Origin of the sequence: Salmonella sp. SAL00670 (genome assembly GCF_046552235.1) — a bacterium.
GTDB classification, from domain to species: domain Bacteria; phylum Pseudomonadota; class Gammaproteobacteria; order Enterobacterales; family Enterobacteriaceae; genus Salmonella; species Salmonella enterica.
Map to the genome: position 1 here is coordinate 238,997 of NZ_JBGDUO010000003.1, position 17,091 is coordinate 256,087.

The 17,091-nt window shown below is 48.1% G+C and carries 23 protein-coding genes, 1 tRNA gene and 2 pseudogenes; 18 read left to right on the forward strand and 8 right to left on the reverse strand.

Features of this window, described 5'->3' with window-relative positions:
* Positions 1-16: 16 nt before the first annotated feature.
* Positions 17-595: a superinfection exclusion B family protein gene (locus ACLJRS_RS12250; protein ID WP_410957819.1), complete on the reverse strand. Its 579-nt coding sequence runs from the start codon at positions 593-595 to the stop codon at positions 17-19.
* A gap of 192 nt (positions 596-787) precedes the next feature.
* On the opposite strand from ACLJRS_RS12250, the gene ACLJRS_RS12255 reads away from it, so the two are divergent.
* The 14 genes and pseudogenes from ACLJRS_RS12255 (at position 788) to ACLJRS_RS12320 (ending at position 7,285) form a co-directional block, all read left to right on the forward strand.
* Positions 788-1,357 (forward strand): pentapeptide repeat-containing protein, encoded by a 570-nt coding sequence (locus ACLJRS_RS12255; protein WP_410957820.1) that lies wholly within the window; start codon positions 788-790, stop codon positions 1,355-1,357.
* Between the two features lie 219 nt (positions 1,358-1,576).
* On the forward strand, positions 1,577-1,729 hold the full coding sequence (locus ACLJRS_RS12260; protein ID WP_015995137.1) for a protease FtsH-inhibitory lysogeny factor CIII: 153 nt from the start codon (positions 1,577-1,579) through the stop codon (positions 1,727-1,729).
* The gene (locus ACLJRS_RS12265; protein ID WP_368664155.1) at positions 1,710-1,898 is read left to right on the forward strand and encodes a DUF5444 family protein; all 189 of its coding nucleotides are present in this window, start codon (positions 1,710-1,712) and stop codon (positions 1,896-1,898) included. Before ACLJRS_RS12260 ends, ACLJRS_RS12265 begins: the two co-directional genes overlap by 20 nt.
* A complete protein-coding gene (locus ACLJRS_RS12270) occupies positions 1,888-2,031 on the forward strand; it encodes a hypothetical protein (protein ID WP_016050294.1) in 144 nt (47 codons plus the stop codon). The genes ACLJRS_RS12265 and ACLJRS_RS12270 overlap by 11 nt, the downstream gene beginning before the upstream one ends.
* Complete coding sequence (locus ACLJRS_RS12275; RefSeq protein ID WP_080102107.1) at positions 2,028-2,645, forward strand: ERF family protein; 618 nt, start codon at positions 2,028-2,030, stop codon at positions 2,643-2,645. The genes ACLJRS_RS12270 and ACLJRS_RS12275 overlap by 4 nt, the downstream gene beginning before the upstream one ends.
* On the forward strand, positions 2,645-3,028 hold the full coding sequence (locus ACLJRS_RS12280; protein WP_047641313.1) for a hypothetical protein: 384 nt from the start codon (positions 2,645-2,647) through the stop codon (positions 3,026-3,028). The genes ACLJRS_RS12275 and ACLJRS_RS12280 overlap by 1 nt, the downstream gene beginning before the upstream one ends.
* A gap of 23 nt (positions 3,029-3,051) precedes the next feature.
* Positions 3,052-3,345, forward strand: coding sequence for a phage anti-RecBCD protein (locus ACLJRS_RS12285; protein ID WP_001111317.1), 294 nt, complete (start codon positions 3,052-3,054; stop codon positions 3,343-3,345).
* Positions 3,346-3,355: 10 nt separating this feature from the next.
* A pseudogene (locus ACLJRS_RS12290) lies at positions 3,356-3,526 on the forward strand (DUF2737 family protein).
* Complete coding sequence (locus ACLJRS_RS12295) at positions 3,523-4,083, forward strand: hypothetical protein (RefSeq protein ID WP_410957821.1); 561 nt, start codon at positions 3,523-3,525, stop codon at positions 4,081-4,083. The pseudogene ACLJRS_RS12290 and the gene ACLJRS_RS12295 overlap by 4 nt, the downstream one beginning before the upstream one ends.
* The gene (locus ACLJRS_RS12300; protein WP_001750229.1) at positions 4,080-4,886 is read left to right on the forward strand and encodes an ead/Ea22-like family protein; all 807 of its coding nucleotides are present in this window, start codon (positions 4,080-4,082) and stop codon (positions 4,884-4,886) included. The genes ACLJRS_RS12295 and ACLJRS_RS12300 overlap by 4 nt, the downstream gene beginning before the upstream one ends.
* 96 nt (positions 4,887-4,982) lie before the next feature.
* Positions 4,983-5,162, forward strand: a complete 180-nt coding sequence (locus tag ACLJRS_RS12305) for an Eag protein (RefSeq protein WP_024139009.1) — start codon at positions 4,983-4,985, stop codon at positions 5,160-5,162.
* A gap of 100 nt (positions 5,163-5,262) precedes the next feature.
* Positions 5,263-5,892, forward strand: coding sequence for a DUF5420 family protein (locus ACLJRS_RS12310; protein WP_001750228.1), 630 nt, complete (start codon positions 5,263-5,265; stop codon positions 5,890-5,892).
* Between the two features lie 2 nt (positions 5,893-5,894).
* Positions 5,895-5,990 (forward strand): annotated as a pseudogene (locus ACLJRS_RS12315) (helix-turn-helix domain-containing protein); the annotation flags it as partial.
* 131 nt (positions 5,991-6,121) lie between these two features.
* On the forward strand, positions 6,122-7,285 hold the full coding sequence (locus ACLJRS_RS12320) for an integrase (RefSeq protein ID WP_001750227.1): 1,164 nt from the start codon (positions 6,122-6,124) through the stop codon (positions 7,283-7,285).
* A 15-nt stretch (positions 7,286-7,300) separates the two neighbouring features.
* On the opposite strand, the gene ACLJRS_RS12325 is transcribed toward ACLJRS_RS12320, so the two are convergent.
* Positions 7,301-7,377: transfer RNA gene (locus tag ACLJRS_RS12325), tRNA-Arg, on the reverse strand.
* Positions 7,378-7,631: 254 nt separating this feature from the next.
* On the opposite strand from ACLJRS_RS12325, the gene fimW reads away from it, so the two are divergent.
* The 4 genes from fimW to fimZ all read left to right on the forward strand — a co-directional run bounded on the left by fimW (position 7,632) and on the right by fimZ (position 10,678).
* Positions 7,632-8,228 carry a fimbria biosynthesis transcriptional regulator FimW gene (gene fimW, locus ACLJRS_RS12330; protein WP_000948629.1) on the forward strand — a complete coding sequence of 199 codons (597 nt, stop codon included), beginning with the start codon at positions 7,632-7,634 and terminating at the stop codon, positions 8,226-8,228.
* Positions 8,229-8,389: 161 nt separating this feature from the next.
* On the forward strand, positions 8,390-8,701 hold the full coding sequence (locus ACLJRS_RS12335; protein WP_000226502.1) for a hypothetical protein: 312 nt from the start codon (positions 8,390-8,392) through the stop codon (positions 8,699-8,701).
* A gap of 18 nt (positions 8,702-8,719) precedes the next feature.
* Positions 8,720-9,442: a fimbria biosynthesis regulator FimY gene (gene fimY / locus ACLJRS_RS12340; RefSeq protein ID WP_001258116.1), complete on the forward strand. Its 723-nt coding sequence runs from the start codon at positions 8,720-8,722 to the stop codon at positions 9,440-9,442.
* Positions 9,443-10,045: 603 nt separating this feature from the next.
* Positions 10,046-10,678 (forward strand): fimbria biosynthesis transcriptional regulator FimZ, encoded by a 633-nt coding sequence (gene fimZ / locus ACLJRS_RS12345; protein ID WP_000801272.1) that lies wholly within the window; start codon positions 10,046-10,048, stop codon positions 10,676-10,678.
* A 45-nt stretch (positions 10,679-10,723) separates the two neighbouring features.
* On the opposite strand, the gene sfmF is transcribed toward fimZ, so the two are convergent.
* The 6 genes from sfmF to fimA form a co-directional block, all read right to left on the reverse strand.
* Positions 10,724-11,242, reverse strand: a complete 519-nt coding sequence (gene sfmF / locus ACLJRS_RS12350) for a fimbria assembly protein (protein WP_000577507.1) — start codon at positions 11,240-11,242, stop codon at positions 10,724-10,726.
* Positions 11,243-11,251: 9 nt separating this feature from the next.
* Positions 11,252-12,259 (reverse strand): type 1 fimbria D-mannose specific adhesin FimH, encoded by a 1,008-nt coding sequence (fimH, locus tag ACLJRS_RS12355; protein ID WP_000708664.1) that lies wholly within the window; start codon positions 12,257-12,259, stop codon positions 11,252-11,254.
* 14 nt (positions 12,260-12,273) lie between these two features.
* Positions 12,274-14,886, reverse strand: coding sequence for a fimbrial biogenesis usher protein (locus ACLJRS_RS12360; RefSeq protein WP_000754204.1), 2,613 nt, complete (start codon positions 14,884-14,886; stop codon positions 12,274-12,276).
* Positions 14,887-14,916: 30 nt separating this feature from the next.
* Positions 14,917-15,609, reverse strand: coding sequence for a type 1 fimbria chaperone FimC (fimC, locus tag ACLJRS_RS12365; protein ID WP_001672603.1), 693 nt, complete (start codon positions 15,607-15,609; stop codon positions 14,917-14,919).
* Between the two features lie 43 nt (positions 15,610-15,652).
* On the reverse strand, positions 15,653-16,186 hold the full coding sequence (gene fimI / locus ACLJRS_RS12370; protein ID WP_000619612.1) for a type 1 fimbrial protein subunit FimI: 534 nt from the start codon (positions 16,184-16,186) through the stop codon (positions 15,653-15,655).
* Positions 16,187-16,260: 74 nt separating this feature from the next.
* The gene (fimA, locus tag ACLJRS_RS12375) at positions 16,261-16,818 is read right to left on the reverse strand and encodes a type 1 fimbrial protein subunit FimA (RefSeq protein ID WP_000681026.1); all 558 of its coding nucleotides are present in this window, start codon (positions 16,816-16,818) and stop codon (positions 16,261-16,263) included.
* Between the last annotated feature and the right edge of the window lie 273 nt (positions 16,819-17,091).

A 17,091-nucleotide genomic window follows, 5' to 3' on the forward strand; every position in this document is an offset into this window, starting at 1 on the left:
TTTGTCGGTTAAGTCGTTATTTTTTGAGCTGTTCGTCCTGTGCAATAAGTTCATTCATAAGAATGTCTGACTTCCCGGCAAATCTCATGTAGCACTCATTAAAATACTTTTCCGGGATAACAAAACGGTCAATATCAGGATATCCAATAACAGAAGGCAAGCGAGTGATAAGTCCTTTTTCGAGCAAAGAAATTGATTCAGGGCTTCCTTTTTCCGTCTTTAGCTGATTATTGGCGGCTACGGCGAAAGCCAAATACGCTCTTTCGCCAGGAGTTAACGAATCAAACAAATCCCGGACGACTTTTTCTTCTCTGGCCTTACGCCGCTGAGCAGTTAATGCCTCAATTCTTTCAGTAACAGCGTGATAAACGGAATTAAAAACACCGTTCAGCACATAGCTAACACAGAGCAGCAGGATGTAATACATCCAGTAATGAGGAAGGATTTCTGGATTATGCAGGTTTATCCATTCTTTTACGCTTACCGGCATAACAACAATCAATATGATCAGAATGATTAGCATATGAATCAACTGTTTAAGTGTCATTCCTTGCAGGAAAAAATGCATTAGTTCCTGCCACCATGAGTTGTTCATCGGCGATTCTCTTTTTGCTCTCTGTAGGGGTGAATAGAGTTTATCCGATTTCTCGCTGTAGGGGTACACGAGAACCACCGAGCCTGATGTGGTTAAAAGACAGGCACAATCCAGAATTTTCTACAGCAATGCTCACGTCTAATCAGGTCGCAATGCGGCCTTTTTTATTGCCAAAATTTAAGGAATAACAACATGAATTCAGCAGATTTATCGAAGATTCTTGAAGAACACAAAGTGTGGATTACCTCAATGCGTGAGAGCGGATCTAGAGCCAACCTGCGCGGTGCCAACCTGTACGGTGCCGACCTGTGCAATGCCAACCTGCGCGGTGCCGACCTGCGCGATGCCGACCTGTACGGTGCCAACCTGTACGGTGCCAACCTGTACGGTGCCAACCTGCGCGGTGCCAACCTGCGCGGTGCCGACCTGCGCGATGCCGACCTGTACGGTGCCAACCTGCGCGGTGCCAACCTGTACGGTGCCGACCTGTACGGTGCCAATCTGCCTGATCTCACTTTCGTAATCCTGGGTGAGAAATACTTCATAAGTATAACGAACGGTGAATATGTACGAGCAGGATGCCAGAACCACACAGTTGAGGAATGGAGAAAATATAGTAAGCAGAAAATTGCTGAGATGGATGGTCGTAAAGCTCTTAAATTTTATCCACGTCTTCTGGACATTATCGACTTCTATATTGGTAAAGGTGAACGCCCGGATTGGTTAACAAGTAAAGAATATGCAGATGAAGTAACTGAGTAAGCGTATTTTTGGCAGCGAATAAGCACCTATAGCAGATTTACGAGTCTGCTATGTGAGCAATATCGCTCGTAACCAAACGAGGACGACGACTCGTTCTGGTTAATCGAAAAATCATCCCTTGATGTTATTTGCCGCTCGCAGTCAGGGCGGCTTTTTTCGCATACCAACAACGCTTCATTCGAGGCATTTTTGTTATGCAAATTAACTAAAGAGCACGCCATGCAATATAGTTTTGCCGGGTGGCCCATTGCTGGCTGCCCTTCTGAATCACTTCTCGACAGAATTACCAGAAAATTACGGGCCGGATGGAAACGTCTCGGTGAAATTCTTAATCAGCCAGGAGTACCACGCCATGACCATTACGCCTGTTAACGGAACAATTCTTGTTCAGCAAGGAAACAGGGAGTTCAACAAGCTATATGAGAAAGTATTTCCGGATACAAAACAGGGAATATCTGACGCGTATACATGGGCTGCCGGAATAGCTCTTGGTTGGGATAAGTGGCAGGACGAAGAATGGGAGGCGCGTCATGTTGCATGATTTTGATGATGAAGAATTTATTGCTCTTATTTCTCCTGAAATTGAGGAAGAAGTGGAGCAGAAAATTAACTTAGCAGCAGAACGGCAGAATCCGGTTATTAGCTGGGATGAATTTGCGGGGTATTACTCATGAGCAAAGAGTTTTACGCAAGACTTGCTGAAATTCAGGAGCACCTGAACGCACCAAAGAATCAGTACAACTCGTTTGGTAAATACAAATACAGAAGCTGTGAAGACATTCTGGAGGGTGTTAAGCCACTACTGAAAGGCCTGTTCCTGTCTATCAGTGATGAAATCGTGCTGATTGGCGACCGTTATTACGTCAAGGCCACAGCGACCATTACAGATGGTGAAAATAGCCATTCAGCAAGCGCTATAGCGCGAGAAGAAGAAAACAAGAAGGGAATGGACGCAGCTCAGGTAACTGGCGCTACAAGCTCTTACGCTCGCAAATATTGCCTTAACGGTTTGTTTGGTATTGATGACGCCAAAGACGCTGATACTGACGAGCACAAACATCAGCAGAATGCAGCACCTGCGAAGCAAACTAAATCATCGCCTTCCTCCCCTGCTCCTGAACAGGTTCTTAAGGCATTCACTGAGGCCGCAATGCAGAAAAACACGGTGGAAGATCTTAAACAGGCTTTCGCTAAAGCGTGGAAGATGCTTGAGGGAACAGAAGAGCAAGCGAAGGCTAAGGACATTTACAACATCAGACGAGACGAATTAGAAGGAGCGATCGCATAATGGCACATTCAATCACTGTACGACTAAACAAGCCAGCAAGAGAGTTTCAGGCTGGAGAAAATATCGGATTCAACATTCGTGCTGGCGTCCAGTATTACGACCGCCAGACAAAAAAGAAAGAATGGACAAACTACAGTGCCGCTGTATTTGCCAAACCGGGGCCGCAGGCTGATTACTATCGCAGTGTTCTGGTTGAAGGCGGCGTTGTTGAAATTACCGGCGAAAACATCAAGGTTGATGTTTATCAGGGACAAAATGGTCAATCAATCACTCTTGAATTGCTGAACGCAAAAATTGGATTTGCAGCTTCAGGAAATAGCCCGCAGCAGCAAAGTAGTAACCAACAGAACACGCCTGTATACGACGATTCCATCCCCTTCTGATTTAGCAAAACAAGGATTTAATTATGCCAGCGCCTCTATATGGTGCGGATACCCCGTGCCGCTGTTCCGGCAATTCCGTCTCGGAGGTGCTGGAAAAATTCAGAAAGAACTACGACCTGATAATGTCGCTACCGCAGGAAACGAAAGAGGAAAAGGAATTTCGCCACTGTATATGGCTTGCAGAGAAAGAAGAACGCGAGCGAATTTACCAGACATCCATCCGGCCATTCCGCAAAGCCACTTACACCAAATTCATTGAAATAGACCCGCGCCTTAAAAATTACCGTTCGCGTTACGGCTCTATCAGCAATAACTGAGGAATTCATCATGAGAGGTTTGTCCTACGACCCCGGAATCCTTCCATCGTAAATGATTATTCGACACCGCTTCAAACCCATCAACGATATTCCACGCGAAGAAATGCTTAAGCGAAATAGTTTTCCATCAGTGAATGAAAACAAATATCTGAATGCAATGTTGCGGAGTGGGAAGAAATGAAAGAAGTGAAAATATACACGATTGTCAGTGACCAGTTATCACCACCAATAACAGGAGAATCATTCTGTACTGATATGGTGCGTCATAGTGATTATGCGGAACTAGAGGCGAAATGTGTGGCGCTGGCGGCGGAATGCGAGAGCAAAAAGAGCGCGCTGGCGGCAATTCTTGAGCATTGTCCGGTAAATGATCCGGATATCGACAAGGCGGTCGTGGCGATGATCGCCTACGACAATCTGTACTGTGAGAAAACCCCAGCCACTGACGCTTTTCTGGCTGAGGTGCGGGCAAGTGCAATCCCTGAAGGTTACGCGCTTGTCCCTCAACAAATTTTCCTTGAGCCATCGGACATTGAGTTAATTTGTTCACAATGTGGTGACGGTCATGAATCCGGGTACGGTGATTTTACTGACGGACTGCTGTGGGTTGGCAACATTCAACGTGACGACGGCAGCATTGTTCATGGTCTGCATATCTCGTCAGCAGATTACACAGAAGAAGGCGGTGTAACAGTTTGCGAGTTCGCCGCCCAACCTCGTAAAGGCGGTGCGGTATGAACATCGACAAACGTGCGCTGCGTGAAGTGGCGGAGAAGGCGACAAAAGACCCCTGGAAGGTATTTTCTGATATCGATACTAAAACTTTTTCCATCCACACCCCGCGAGATAAGCGCTGTGAGAACGTTATTAAGTGGGGTGGGTTTGATTGTCAACCGAATGCTGAGGCCAACGCTGAATTTATTGCTGCATTTAACCCGAAAGTCGCGCTGGCGCTGCTGGATGAGAATATTCAACTCCAGCGGGAAAAAGACGCAATAGAGGCCGTGGCGCTGGCGCTGCGTGATGATATGCGACAGGCGCGGGAGCAACTGGCAGCGCTTACCGCTGAACCTGTAAGCCAAACTTACGAGTTGCCAGAATTAATCGAAGGCATGGAAGTATCGGTAGACGTCAGTACCTGCGATTTTGATGCTGGTCATCGCTATTTCGGTACTGTCACCGAGGTATCAGAACTTGATTCAGCTAAGAACGGTTACATCCTTCTGGTTCAGGACGCAAAGCCAAATTTCGATGTGAATGGCAACTCTCCGGTAATTCCGGATGGCTGGATAAGCTGTAGTGAGAGAATGCCTATAATTGGCGAGCTAAATTGGAGAACTAGTTTTCCTTTGCTGATTACGTGTGAGATCGGCGTTATACCAGCTTATTACGGCTTTGTGAGCGTTAATGGGGATAAGCATTATGGTTTTATGGAGAGTCTTAAATACGGAGACGATCGCGGCGACCATCCTCAAACTAATGAATATGGTCTGATTAGCAATGTCACACACTGGATACCGCTACCAGAACCTCCCATCTGATAGCGAATCTTATACATATCTTTTACATCAACAATCTATTGTTAATCTCCCATCAATGTTACTTTGTTATCTCACTCATGCTTTGGGGGTAGTGATATGTCTTGTCCAAAATGCGGTTCTGGAAATATTGCAAAAGAAAAGACAATGCGTGGATGGTCTGGAGATTATGTGTGCTGTGATTGCGGATACAACGACTCTAAAGACGCATTTGGAATGCGCGGTAAAAACGAGTTTAATAAAAATAATAAAGAACGCGAAAGCAACGAAAAAAGCTAAATTATTTATTCATATATGAAAACAATGTAACCAATATTCGAATTGAAGAACTGAAAGAACACCAAGCCGCCTGATGGCGGTTTTTTATTGGAGATAAGAAATGTCAGGCCAGAGCAAATATTACGACTACTACATGGTAGAGGGTGAGGATGTTAAGGAGCTTATCCAGTCATACGACACCATTAACGATCAACGAAATTCAATCCTAACCACAGCCGCTGAAAAGGTTGGCGCAATCGCATGGACTACAACCCGTAGCTGGGGTGGAGAAGGCGGACTTCTACAAAGCTTCGTTTGGGAAAAAGGATATGAATTCCCATGCCAGATAACAATCAAACGCGAGGATTTTTTTGACGGGAAGAGAGTTGTGATAGCGCGAGGAAAGGGAAACACAAAGGAAGGCCGCGCATACAACAAAGAGCTGGATGCAATCATGCATAACGCTAACGCTAAGCTAAAATCCTTGCCTGAGTGGAATTACTACATAACCAACCACTACGGGATTATGCGTACAGGAATTGGTGGTCAATCGGGCCGTGGACTTGGTTTCGCTATGTTATCAACGTATGGCGGTAAGCACCCGAAGCGCAATGATTGTCTTATTTTTGCAATACCAAATAACAAAGAAGAGAGGCATGGCGAAGTTGTTATCCCTGACGGCTTCAAGAAAATAACTTACGGGAAATTCTACGACATCGCGAATGAAGTTGAAGAAGAAGCTGTGGAGTAATCATGGAATCACACAGTCTCACACTCGATGAGGCCTGTGCATTTCTCAAAATATCCAGACCTACCGCCACCAACTGGATTCGCACAGGCCGACTACAGGCAACACGTAAAGACCCCACCAAACCGAAATCACCTTACCTCACCACACGACAAGCCTGCATTGCGGCGCTTCAGTCTCCGCTGCATACTGTCCAGGTGAGCGCGGGTGATGACATAAAAGAGGAAAGAAAATGTCCATCTTCCGCAGAGGTGAAATATGGTACGCGTCCTACTCGACACCGGGCGGGAAGCGAATTAAGGAAAGCCTTGGGACTTCCGACAAGCGGCTCGCTACTGAGCTACATGACAAGCGCAAGGCTGAATTGTGGCGAGTAGACAGGCTTGGCGATTTTCCTGACGTAACGTTTGATGATGCCTGCATGCGCTGGCTGGAGGAAAAGGCAGAGAAGAAATCACTGAAAGATGACCGCAGCCGTATGGCTTTCTGGCTGGCGCATTTTGAGGGAGTACGGTTAAAGGATGTAACCGAGCAAAAGATTTACTTAGCAGTAAACAAGATGAGCAACCGCAAGCAGCTTGAGATATGGAAAATAAAAGCTGCCGCGGCGCAAAAGAATGGAGAGCCAGCGCCAGTTTATTCAGCTAAACCGGTCACCACCTCCACCAAAGCCAAGCACCTGGCATTAATGAAGGCTATTCTGCGTACAGCAGAACGTGACTGGAAATGGCTCGAGAAAGCACCTGTAATCAAGGTGCCTGCTGTCAGAAACAAACGCGTGAGGTGGCTTGAGCGTGATGAGGCAAAAAGACTTATTGAAGAATGTCCGGAGCCGTTGAAATCTGTTGTTAAATTTGCGCTGGCAACGGGACTTAGGCGGTCTAACATCATCAATATGGAATGGCAACAGATCGACATGCAGCGTCGTGTTGCCTGGGTGAACCCTGAAGACAGCAAGTCAAACCGCGCTATTGGCGTAGCGCTAAATGACACTGCCTGTAAGGTATTGCGTGACCAGATTGGTAAGCATCATAAATGGGTGTTCGTGCATACTAAAGAAGGCATCCGGCCTGATGGTTCAAAGACGCCAACCGTGAGAAAGATGCGCGTCGATGACCAGCGAGCATGGAATGCGGCTTGCCGCCGGGCTGGAATTGAGGATTTCCGTTTCCACGACCTGAGGCACACATGGGCCAGCTGGCTGATTCAGTCCGGAGTTCCGCTTTCTGTTTTGCAGGAAATGGGGGGATGGGAGAGCATCGAGATGGTGCGCCGATATGCCCACCTTGCGCCGAACCATTTAACGGAACACGCGAAGCAAATTGACTCGATTTTCAGTGATGATGTCCCAAATATGTCCCATATGGAAAATAATGAGGGAATTAAAGAGGCGTAACCAGTTGATATATAATGGCGCGCCCTGCAGGATTCGAACCTGCGACCCACGGCTTAGAAGGCCGTTGCTCTATCCAACTGAGCTAAGGGCGCCTTGTGAAGTGAAGACTTCGTGTAGACGAAACGCGAGAATTATACGGTCAGGCACTCCTGAGTCAATGGCTTTTGTTCTGGTTGCTGACTAAGTGTACGAATATCGTCTTTTCTGGCGCAATGCCAGGTTCCAGGAAATCGCCTGGACACATCTCAGCACGCATAAAGTGGGAATTAAGGCCGCCAGTATTTAGAAAATCAATAAGTTTCTTTAATATTTCACCATGATTCACCTGCCGTGTAGGATATTTTTTATGCTGAGTATCGCTATTAAGGAACAAAACAGTCACTTTGAGCATGGTTTGAAAATCATCATGACGCGTCTGGCGAATCAATGGCAGCAGAAAATTGACTTTCTGCCGCCAGAAGAGATAGATAATGCCGATATCGCTTTCCTGGCCCTGGATGATGATTGGTTCAGCGCAGGCTGTTACCAGATACCTATGCATACCCAACATCAGCTACGGGTGATTATTTGTAATAAATGCGATAAAGAAAAGCTCATGTTCAGACCATGTCTGTATATGCTGCCGCATATTTATCGGGAAGATGATGTTGAAGAAATTACCCGGAAAATGATATTGATCTTACATAAACGAGCGCTTCGACATAGCGTCCCTTCTGGCATTTGCCACTACTGCACGACTCGTCATTTTTCAGTAACAGAACGTCACCTGTTAAAACTGATCGCCAGCGGTTATCATTTAAGCGAAACGGCCGCTTTACTTTCACTTTCTGAAGAGCAGACAAAGTCACTCCGCCGGAGCATTATGCGAAAATTACATGTTAAAACGGAGCAGCAGTTTTTAAAATATATTAGAGTTAACCTTCATTTCTTACTCAGTAAGTAAACTCACTTAACTTTTTACAAGGCTTACGAAATATCTCACCAATAATTAAGTAACGATACCTACAGGCATTTTTTTAACGCTGCCACAATGATGCCCATAATATCCTGATAGATTCAGGGGTCGAAAATATATGGCTGCATCATAAATGCCTGGAGGAGTGTTTGGTGGCACAGGGTACTTTGTTAAAGGAAAGGATAACTCCCCCACACCTGGCGTCTTCGCCCACACGTCATTCATATCTCAACAGCGAATTGTTAAAATCTGAGCCAATCGTTAATCTCTCAACTGCGCAATTAATCGGCTATGAGGTCCTGACGCAACTTCCGTCAGAACATGATAGCGAAGTTTTTTTTCAGCAGTTAATGCTGATGGAAGGCATTGAAACATCAGAGCAACGAAGCATTGCTTTTTACGCTGGTGCAACGATGGAACAAGGTTATTTATGGCCAGCCATATTACCAGATATATATTAGAGCAATGGAAAAAGCAGGATGCGCAGCGTACCACGCAGGGAAAGACACCGCCGTTTAAGAAATGCTAAAGACTGCGCCTGCCGTTATCACTCTCCAACGCCGCAGATATTTGATCGCCTTGAGTTACTGAACCAACAGCTCAATTATGCCTTGCCGGTTGGTATCATTTCTCAGGCAATAATTACAACTGACAACTACCTCGGCTATTCATTGAGTCACTACTTATTTTCCGGAAAACGTACCGCAGCATTCCGCTCATTAGATGACATTTCTTTGTGGATTGAAAAGGGGTCGCTCAGACAACTGATTGTAGATATGGAGGCGCTACCTGTCTCCTGTATTGAGGCGCTTAACCAGCTACGCGCGCTCAGTTGGCAACAAAGCGATATCCAGATTTACCTGCTGGTATCAGATAAAACCCCCGCTATAGCTCAGTTTATCCGTATGGCTGGGCGTTTTTTTGTCCTGTCGCGACGACAAAATCTGGCCTCTGTACGTGAAGCCTTGTTATCAGCCGCCGAACCTCGCTTATCGGAAAGCTTTAGCCGTACTGACTGGTTGATGATTGAAACTTTAGCGCAAGGTGCCTCTTTAAAAGAAATAGCACGTCAGCAAAGCGTACCTTATCATCGTGTAGTTTACCGGCTTAAACAACTTATCACCCTCCTTAACCTTCCCCACAGGCAAAGCTTTCTTCGGCTGCTCCAGCAGCTAAACGTTACTTTCCACGATATTTTTTAACGGAGTAACGTTTTGGTGAATAAGATTTTTTAAGAAATTACTTATTTTCACTTCCATTAAATGTAAATATTTCACATAAAATTAATATTTACAACTCGTCCTGGTAAGCGATAAAAAATTTTTTCTTACATCGTCCCCTGTTCCTCCTCGTTTTTCGAGGTCTCCAGCGTCAACATCTTTCTGTTATTACATAACAAATACTAAACAATTAGTCTTTCATATTATTTTTATACTTAAAAACAACAGTTTAAACTACTCAATGTCAACTCTAAAGAAAATAGCTCCACCACGAACAAATTTTCTATAACGTCACAGAATATCCTACCCGCTATCCATAATTCGCATTTCGCAAGACTTTTCCGAGAAATCAGACCAGGTATAATCCATATTGTTTTTACTTAATCAGAAATTTCTTTTTTGTTGGTGCGAAATGGATATTCCACATATTTATTACTCTTACGCAAAATAGCCAGTCAACAGGGAGGTCTCATTCTTTATTATTGCTCCACTGTGTGGTGTGTAGATCTGGCTATTTCACAATCTTTAAGGTGTCTGACGCTTATTCTAAAACGAAGGACGCATAACAGTCTGAGGCATACAACAATGAAACCTGCATCTGTTATCATTATGGACGAACACCCTATTGTAAGAATGTCGATCGAAGTTTTACTCGGTAAAAATAGCAATATCCAGGTTGTCCTGAAAACGGATGATAGCCGAACAGCGATAGAGTATCTGCGCACTTATCCTGTTGACCTTGTCATTCTGGATATTGAATTACCGGGCACCGACGGCTTTACCTTACTTAAACGAATCAAATCTATCCAGGAACATACCCGGATACTTTTTTTATCGTCGAAATCAGAGGCTTTTTATGCCGGAAGAGCAATAAGAGCGGGCGCAAACGGATTTGTAAGTAAACGCAAAGACCTCAATGATATTTATAATGCGGTAAAAATGATTTTATCCGGCTATTCTTTTTTCCCATCTGAGACGCTTAATTTCATCAGTAATACCCGTCCCCCCAAAGGCGGGCACCATGATATGCCACTATCTAACCGCGAAGTTACCGTGCTGCGCTATCTGGCCAATGGAATGTCTAACAAAGAAATTGCCGAGCAACTTTTATTGAGTAACAAGACTATCAGCGCGCATAAGGCCAATATATTTTCTAAACTTGGCCTTCACTCTATCGTTGAGCTTATCGATTACGCCAAATCACACGAATTATTGTAAAGGTACTCCCGACGAATTATCGTTCGGGAGCCACAATAACGGACACTAATTGTAATTGATCAGGAAGGTCGCATCCGCGTTAGCAAGTCCGGGCTGCACGCCATCGGCTAAGGCGATATAGTTCGCATAGAATTTCAGGGTAGCATTGCCGTTGTTGTCAATATCGACGGCCTTGCTGGCCTGTTCAAGCGGCAATCGACGTTGATCGCCATCGCGAATTTCAATCGCCAGTTTTTGCGCCATTGCCGTATCAGCAAGCGCCAGTAATGCCGTGCCGGGCGCTGGCGTCCCGGAAAACGTTATAGACGCCGACCCCGGCGGGCAGCCTTCAAGTTTTAGGCTAAAGGCTACCGGTTGCGTGGCGTCACCGGCGGCGTGAAGCTGTTTTGTCGGCCAGGTGCCGAGGTTAACCGATTTGTTACTGTCGCCCGCAACCACGGCGCAGGTAAAATCCACCACGTTACCGCGCAGTTCAATATTCACTTCGCCCAGAGATGAGTTGGCCTGACTCAGCGGGCTGAACAAAACACAACCAATAGCGATGAAAACGCGCCGAAAGATCATTATGCCTCCTTAATCATAATCGACTCGTAGATAGCCGCGCGCAGTAAACGGCCCTTCCACCGGTTTATTCCCCGTCACGCTGATCGGCCAGGCGCGAATACCTACGCGAGCGGCGGCGTTATCATCAAGATGAAACGGAATTTTACTCGACAAATTATTGGGTGTGAGCGGCGTACCGTTGCTATTAGCAACCACAAAGCCTAAATCCGGATTATCGGACACCATCGCCTGCCCTGAGGCCTTTTCGGCTTCAAGCCGCATCGATAAATAGGCTTGCGCCGCGACGTTGGTACATTTAATAGCGATAGTTTTCGTTTGCGGCGTGACGCCTTGCGGACGATTACCCGCCCCCGCCTGACTAAATAACGACGCGCCGATATCGCCGAAATCAAACTCCACGACCTGTCCGGCATTCACTTCGCAGTTTTGCGGCACTTCCACTTTGCCGCTGTAGCTAATGGTATATACCGGCGTGCTCAACGCGTCGCCGGTAGAGGTCGTCACATAGACAGTAAACATTGTCTGGCGAGGGATCGTCACCATATTAATAAAAGGCCGTATCACTTTTAATTTAAAAACCAGCTTTGAGTCCTGCACGCCAAACGGCATTTGCTGCGACACGTTAGAGTCGACGCCCATGCGAATATAGTTACGGGGCGGATAAAATACGCCAGCGACACTATCGGTGATGCTCATCGCGCCCAGAAGGTAGTCATTCAGCTTGAGGTATTTAAAATTTCCTTCGGTGCTTCGTACCGGTAATTCTGATACATAGCTTCGGTAGGTATAATTTACCGTTGTCCCCGCCGGGCACGTCGCGTTTACGCCGACCCAACCTGATTTTTCCGGCAGCGTCACCACCTGTCCCGGCTGATTATTGCCGCTGGTGAAAACATCTGACAGGTCATAAAAGATATCGGTCGCCGTCCCGTTTGAATTACGGCAAACCGTCGCCAGCGCGGGATGGGTGAAAAAGAGTGCGGTCCCCGCCAGCAATAGCGCTGAGTATATTTTCATCTCTATTTTTCCTTTTATGACGACGGACGGATACAGGTCGCGCTGGCTATCGTAATCGCCTGCTTCAGGCTATCCTCCGCCAGGGCGTAAGGGGCGATACAACGCGCGTTTTTCCCCTCTCCCCACTGGATGAACAGTTCACCTTTTAGCGGCAAGCCGCTCAGATAAATTTGTCCGTCATCGCCGACCATGCTGGTAATGCCGCTGGCGGTTTCTCGTACTATCGCGCCAAACGGTAACGGACGTCCGCCAAGCCTCGCGGTAATGATTGCCCTTACGCCTATCCGCGTATCAAAAGCAGCCCGCACCAGCGCGCCTTCAGTCGGCACCACGCTGCTGACGTTATTTTCGACATCGGTATGGTTGTCCATCGTGTTGGTATCTAACGCGACGCGGTTATAGCGATATACCGTGGCGTAGGGCATTACCGCATAGCCCCGCCAGTCCGTTTTCACGCCGGTCTGGTTTTCGATGCGCACGCCTTTCGCTCCCGGCGCTTTAATCAAGACATTGGTATCGCCCAACGGTTGGCTAAACGTAATACCATCCGCATGACCGACCACGCCGCCGGAAAGTTGCCAGTTATAGTCATGCTGATCGCGATCGTAGTTATATCCCACGCCCAGCGTGCCATACGTCGCCTGCCAGCTAGCGCTGGCGCTGCCGCTATGACCATTGGTACTGCTACGCCCCTGCGTCACGCTGTAGCTCAGATTACGTCCTTCCAGAAGCGTGCCGCCCACGCCGGTCTGCCAGCTATTGTCGCCGTCGCGGTTGCGGTTGGCGTTAAACGTGGCATAAGTACGATCAAGAATAGTGTCGCGCGCATAGCGCCGTCCGGTCAGAACGCTAAACGGAACGGACATATTGAATGCCAGAATGCGGTCGGCGCCTGAGATCCCCACCGACTCGTTCCACGACCATGACAGCGAATAACTTATGCCTTGCCATCCACTGGCGTATCCCAGTTGATACCAGGTATTGGTATCCGGCGTATTCCAGTAATTTTGTTGACTGCCGGAAAGATACAGTGACCCGTAATCCCCCAGGTTTTGCGAAATATTGACCTGAAAGCGGCCTTTTTTGCTGTAGCGGAGATTGTGGTAGCTCTGCGCCACCGGCACTTTATGGCGGCGTCCGTCGCTATCGTATTCGTAGTCGTACCCTTCCATACTGCGGTATGCCACATCATCCAGGGTGTAAAATCCGCGCGTGGAATAGCGGTAACCCAGCAATTGAAAATTAGTCCCGTAATTATTCAGCGATTTGGCGTACAGAAAACGCAACGATTGCCCCTGATGGGTGCTGTCATCTGCCAGTTGGCTACGCGCATGTGTGACATCGACCGACACGGCACCCCAGTCGCCCAAATTTCGCCCCGCCCCGACCACCACGGCACGGTAACGATCGGCAAGTTGCGTACCACCGTAAGCCGTCAGCCCCGCAGGCAGGCCGGCAATCACCGTTCCCTGGAAAAAGAATGGCGAAGACTGCTGACTATTGCCGCTGCGAAAATCCCCGGCCACCAGGTCATACTTCACCCTGCCCTCACGCTGCAATAGCGGAACGGTAGAGTAAGGCACCGTGTAACGTTGTTGGCTACCGTCTTTTTCATCTACCGTCACCTCAAGGTCGCCGCTGGAAGAGGTAGGATTAAGATCGGTAATCGCAAACGCGCCCGGCGACACATAGCTTTGGTAGATAACATACCCGTTCTGTCGTATCGTCAGCTTTGCCGCCGTCCGGGCGATTCCTCTAACCGTGGGGGCGTAGCCCTGCAGGCTATCGGGATACATATTGTCAGAAGAGTACAGCCGCGCTCCGCGAAAGCCGACGCTGTCGAAAACATCGTTCCCGGTATTGCTGTCCCCCATGACCAGTTCGCTTTTTAGCGGAATGATGGCGCGCTGTACCCAGGTGCCAATGTTGTTCCAGCGTTGCGAATGATAGCCGTCCCCTTTCGAATAGTTCCAGGCTCCGTTATTACGCAGCCGCCAGGGGCCATAGTTCAACCCGCTCAGCAGACTCAAAAAATAGCTATCGCTGTCTGTTCCGCGGCTACCGGTAAAACTGTAATTAATGAGTGCGGCGGGTATCCCTTCATCCCACTCTTCCGGCGGGATATAGCCACGCGCGCTGTTGAGCAATGACGCCTGCGGCAAGCTAATATTTAAGCGCATCGACGCGAAATCAAACGCGACCTCCGCGCCCGGGATTTTCTCAGGAAGGTGAATACACGTGGTATCGACGTCTTTATCTGAGACAGGGAACACCGCGGTATTCACGCCCAGCCGTTTAATCCACTCCGGTGTAAAACAAGGCATCAGGCCGCCGGATTTATCACCGGCGCCCACGGCGCCCGCCTCAAAACGGATATCCTGCGTCGCTACGAATTCGTCGTTACGCCAGATATCCACCCGGTAAATACCGGGAGGCTGATGATTACCTTTTTCAAAGCGAGATAAATCCGCCACGGACGCGGTATCCGCCGACAAAAACGCAGGGTTGAAATAACTTTCGCCGCGGCTCGTCAGCGGACACAGCGCCGCCAACACCGACAGCGCCACGCCGTTTAACGGTGATACATAGCCGGGAAATCGCCCTGCAAACCAGGTTGTCTTCTTCATCGTGTTCTCGTGTGGCTTCACGCTCTCTGCTTAACCGAGACTGGCCGTTGTCGCCGACGTCAATGCGCCGTAATCATTGACTGTCTGAAATGTCACGCTGCCCTGCGCGCCAGTCGGTAAGGGAATTTGCATGTCGCTTTTTGGCGCGATCATCACGTTATCAATCTTTTTCGCGCCCACGCTGATATTGACCAGCGTGAGGTAATAAGCAGATGGGTTGGTTATCTTGAGATGGTTGCCGACACGGGAAAATTTCAGCAAGGTCAGCGCGTCTTCCGGCGTCTGCGGCAAATTCGCCGGACGCACGAACAGTTTGATGCGCGACAGAATCGCCAGTTGCAGAACGTTTTTTCCTTCAATATGACTTTTATCGACCGACGGGATGGCTTTCACGTTCATCCAGAATAACGACTCCCGATCCCCGGGTAGCGGTTGCCCGGCGTAGATAATACGCAGCGTGTTTTCACTTTTGGGCTCGCTGACGAATAAAGGCGGCGTAACGATAAACGTTTTTTCTTTCTGCCCAGCGTTATTTTCGATCCATGAATTGACGAGGTAACGTTCTTGAGTATCGCTATTACTGATTGCCAGAGAAGTCTGCTTCGCCGCCGAGGGATAAATAACTCGCGTGGCGCCTAATGCAATCCCCCCCGCCGCCTGTACGTTCAGCGAAGTAAATAACGTGAGAAGAACAATAAAGCCTACTTTTATACTATTCAGCATGGTAAAAAATACCTTTTGCATTGAGTCACGTCGGCAAGAAAATTCATGGGTAAACTAGCGTAAACCACACTTCTGAATGAATTCGTCCCGGCGTCATATTTTCTGAAATTGCCCGATAGCGGGCGGTAAAATGCAAAGTCATTTCTGACGTTAAAATGGGCGCGTAATGAAGCGGTAATGTGTTAGGGATGATTTGCCGCTGCTGGTCATCAAATAATGCCAGGCCGATTCCGGCATTACCGATACCTTCGCCGCTGGCCAGAAAAACGTGGGGATCTTCCGCAGGCGTAACGCCGGCAAACGCAATGCCGACATGACGCCAGACCTCCGCGCTACAGGAGATTAACCGTAACGAAAATGGAACGCTGACGGGAGCGAAGCTGCCAGGACCGGTAAACGCATTCGTGCGGTACTGTCCCATCAGTACGCGCAAATCCTGGCTTTCTGTGGCGACAGCGCAGCCGCCATTGACCAGTTGTCCGCGCAGGTGAATACGCCCGCTCTCCACCATTACCGGCTGCGCAATAACGGGCGACATCAAAACAAGCCCCACTAGCGCCGCGCCTTTCCTTATCATCTGCTATGTTCTCTTTTATCCCCGATAGCCTCTTCCGTTGAGGCGCCTCCCTTCCCTGGCGTTCCCAGACGGGATTATTCGTATTTCATGATAAAGGTGGCGTCGGCATTAGCCTGGCCTGGCGTCGTGGCGGTGGCGGTTGCCTTATAGCGTGCGGTAAAACGCAGCGTATTGGTGCCTTCAACCAGCGCCTGCTTCGCCGAGAAGGTCGCGCCGTCCGGTTTCAACGGTGAGGAGGTGTTATCAAGAATCTCAATCCCGACGCCGGTTGCGGTAGTGCTATTGTCCGCAGAGGAGACAGCCAGCAAATTAGGGTTGGTGTTATCTGCCTGACCAGAGAAAGCCACGGCAGCGGTAGCCGCCACTTTCGGATCGCAGTCATTCAGGACGATGGAGAAAGGCACCTGCGCGGTCGTATCATCAATCGCCGTAAAGCTGGCGGTACGGTATTGACCCAGCGTCACCGTTTGATCGGCGGATTTAGTGCTAACGGCACAGGCTGCATTAACCAGTTTACCTTCGAAATGAATAGTACCGCCACTCACGCTCACCGGAGTAGGATCAGCCGCAACCGCTGCGCCAGCGACAAACATCAGACTCGCAATAGTAGAGGTCATTAATTTATGTTTCATGGATTTCCCTTGAATTACACACACCCGGTTTCGGCATCCTGTCGGCTCCGTTTGAATTATTATCGACATAGCATGTCAGAAAAGTTATCTCTGCATCCTGTAAAGATAGATATCGCAGATTAATTAGTTTTCTGTTTCTCCCCTGAGTATCAGACGCAGTAATTAATCTTTGCGAATATGACATTTCGTCACGGTAATAAATTAAACATTTCGCTAAATAAAAAATAGCCGCAAACTCTTTTAATGACCTAAGCTAATTCTTATTGGGATATA

Bases quoted from the DNA above. Each gene is read 5' to 3' on its own strand.
- ACLJRS_RS12250 (WP_410957819.1), bottom strand. From the start codon at position 595: ATGAACAACTCATGGTGGCAGGAACTAATGCATTTTTTCCTGCAAGGA.
- ACLJRS_RS12255 (WP_410957820.1), top strand. From the start codon at position 788: ATGAATTCAGCAGATTTATCGAAGATTCTTGAAGAACACAAAGTGTGG.
- ACLJRS_RS12260 (WP_015995137.1), top strand. From the start codon at position 1,577: ATGCAATATAGTTTTGCCGGGTGGCCCATTGCTGGCTGCCCTTCTGAA.
- ACLJRS_RS12265 (WP_368664155.1), top strand. From the start codon at position 1,710: ATGACCATTACGCCTGTTAACGGAACAATTCTTGTTCAGCAAGGAAAC.
- ACLJRS_RS12270 (WP_016050294.1), top strand. From the start codon at position 1,888: ATGTTGCATGATTTTGATGATGAAGAATTTATTGCTCTTATTTCTCCT.
- ACLJRS_RS12275 (WP_080102107.1), top strand. From the start codon at position 2,028: ATGAGCAAAGAGTTTTACGCAAGACTTGCTGAAATTCAGGAGCACCTG.
- ACLJRS_RS12280 (WP_047641313.1), top strand. From the start codon at position 2,645: ATGGCACATTCAATCACTGTACGACTAAACAAGCCAGCAAGAGAGTTT.
- ACLJRS_RS12285 (WP_001111317.1), top strand. From the start codon at position 3,052: ATGCCAGCGCCTCTATATGGTGCGGATACCCCGTGCCGCTGTTCCGGC.
- ACLJRS_RS12295 (WP_410957821.1), top strand. From the start codon at position 3,523: ATGAAAGAAGTGAAAATATACACGATTGTCAGTGACCAGTTATCACCA.
- ACLJRS_RS12300 (WP_001750229.1), top strand. From the start codon at position 4,080: ATGAACATCGACAAACGTGCGCTGCGTGAAGTGGCGGAGAAGGCGACA.
- ACLJRS_RS12305 (WP_024139009.1), top strand. From the start codon at position 4,983: ATGTCTTGTCCAAAATGCGGTTCTGGAAATATTGCAAAAGAAAAGACA.
- ACLJRS_RS12310 (WP_001750228.1), top strand. From the start codon at position 5,263: ATGTCAGGCCAGAGCAAATATTACGACTACTACATGGTAGAGGGTGAG.
- ACLJRS_RS12320 (WP_001750227.1), top strand. From the start codon at position 6,122: ATGTCCATCTTCCGCAGAGGTGAAATATGGTACGCGTCCTACTCGACA.
- fimW (WP_000948629.1), top strand. From the start codon at position 7,632: ATGCTGAGTATCGCTATTAAGGAACAAAACAGTCACTTTGAGCATGGT.
- fimY (WP_001258116.1), top strand. From the start codon at position 8,720: ATGCGCAGCGTACCACGCAGGGAAAGACACCGCCGTTTAAGAAATGCT.
- fimZ (WP_000801272.1), top strand. From the start codon at position 10,046: ATGAAACCTGCATCTGTTATCATTATGGACGAACACCCTATTGTAAGA.
- sfmF (WP_000577507.1), bottom strand. From the start codon at position 11,242: ATGATCTTTCGGCGCGTTTTCATCGCTATTGGTTGTGTTTTGTTCAGC.
- fimH (WP_000708664.1), bottom strand. From the start codon at position 12,259: ATGAAAATATACTCAGCGCTATTGCTGGCGGGGACCGCACTCTTTTTC.
- ACLJRS_RS12360 (WP_000754204.1), bottom strand. From the start codon at position 14,886: ATGAAGAAGACAACCTGGTTTGCAGGGCGATTTCCCGGCTATGTATCA.
- fimC (WP_001672603.1), bottom strand. From the start codon at position 15,609: ATGCTGAATAGTATAAAAGTAGGCTTTATTGTTCTTCTCACGTTATTT.
- fimI (WP_000619612.1), bottom strand. From the start codon at position 16,186: ATGATAAGGAAAGGCGCGGCGCTAGTGGGGCTTGTTTTGATGTCGCCC.
- fimA (WP_000681026.1), bottom strand. From the start codon at position 16,818: ATGAAACATAAATTAATGACCTCTACTATTGCGAGTCTGATGTTTGTC.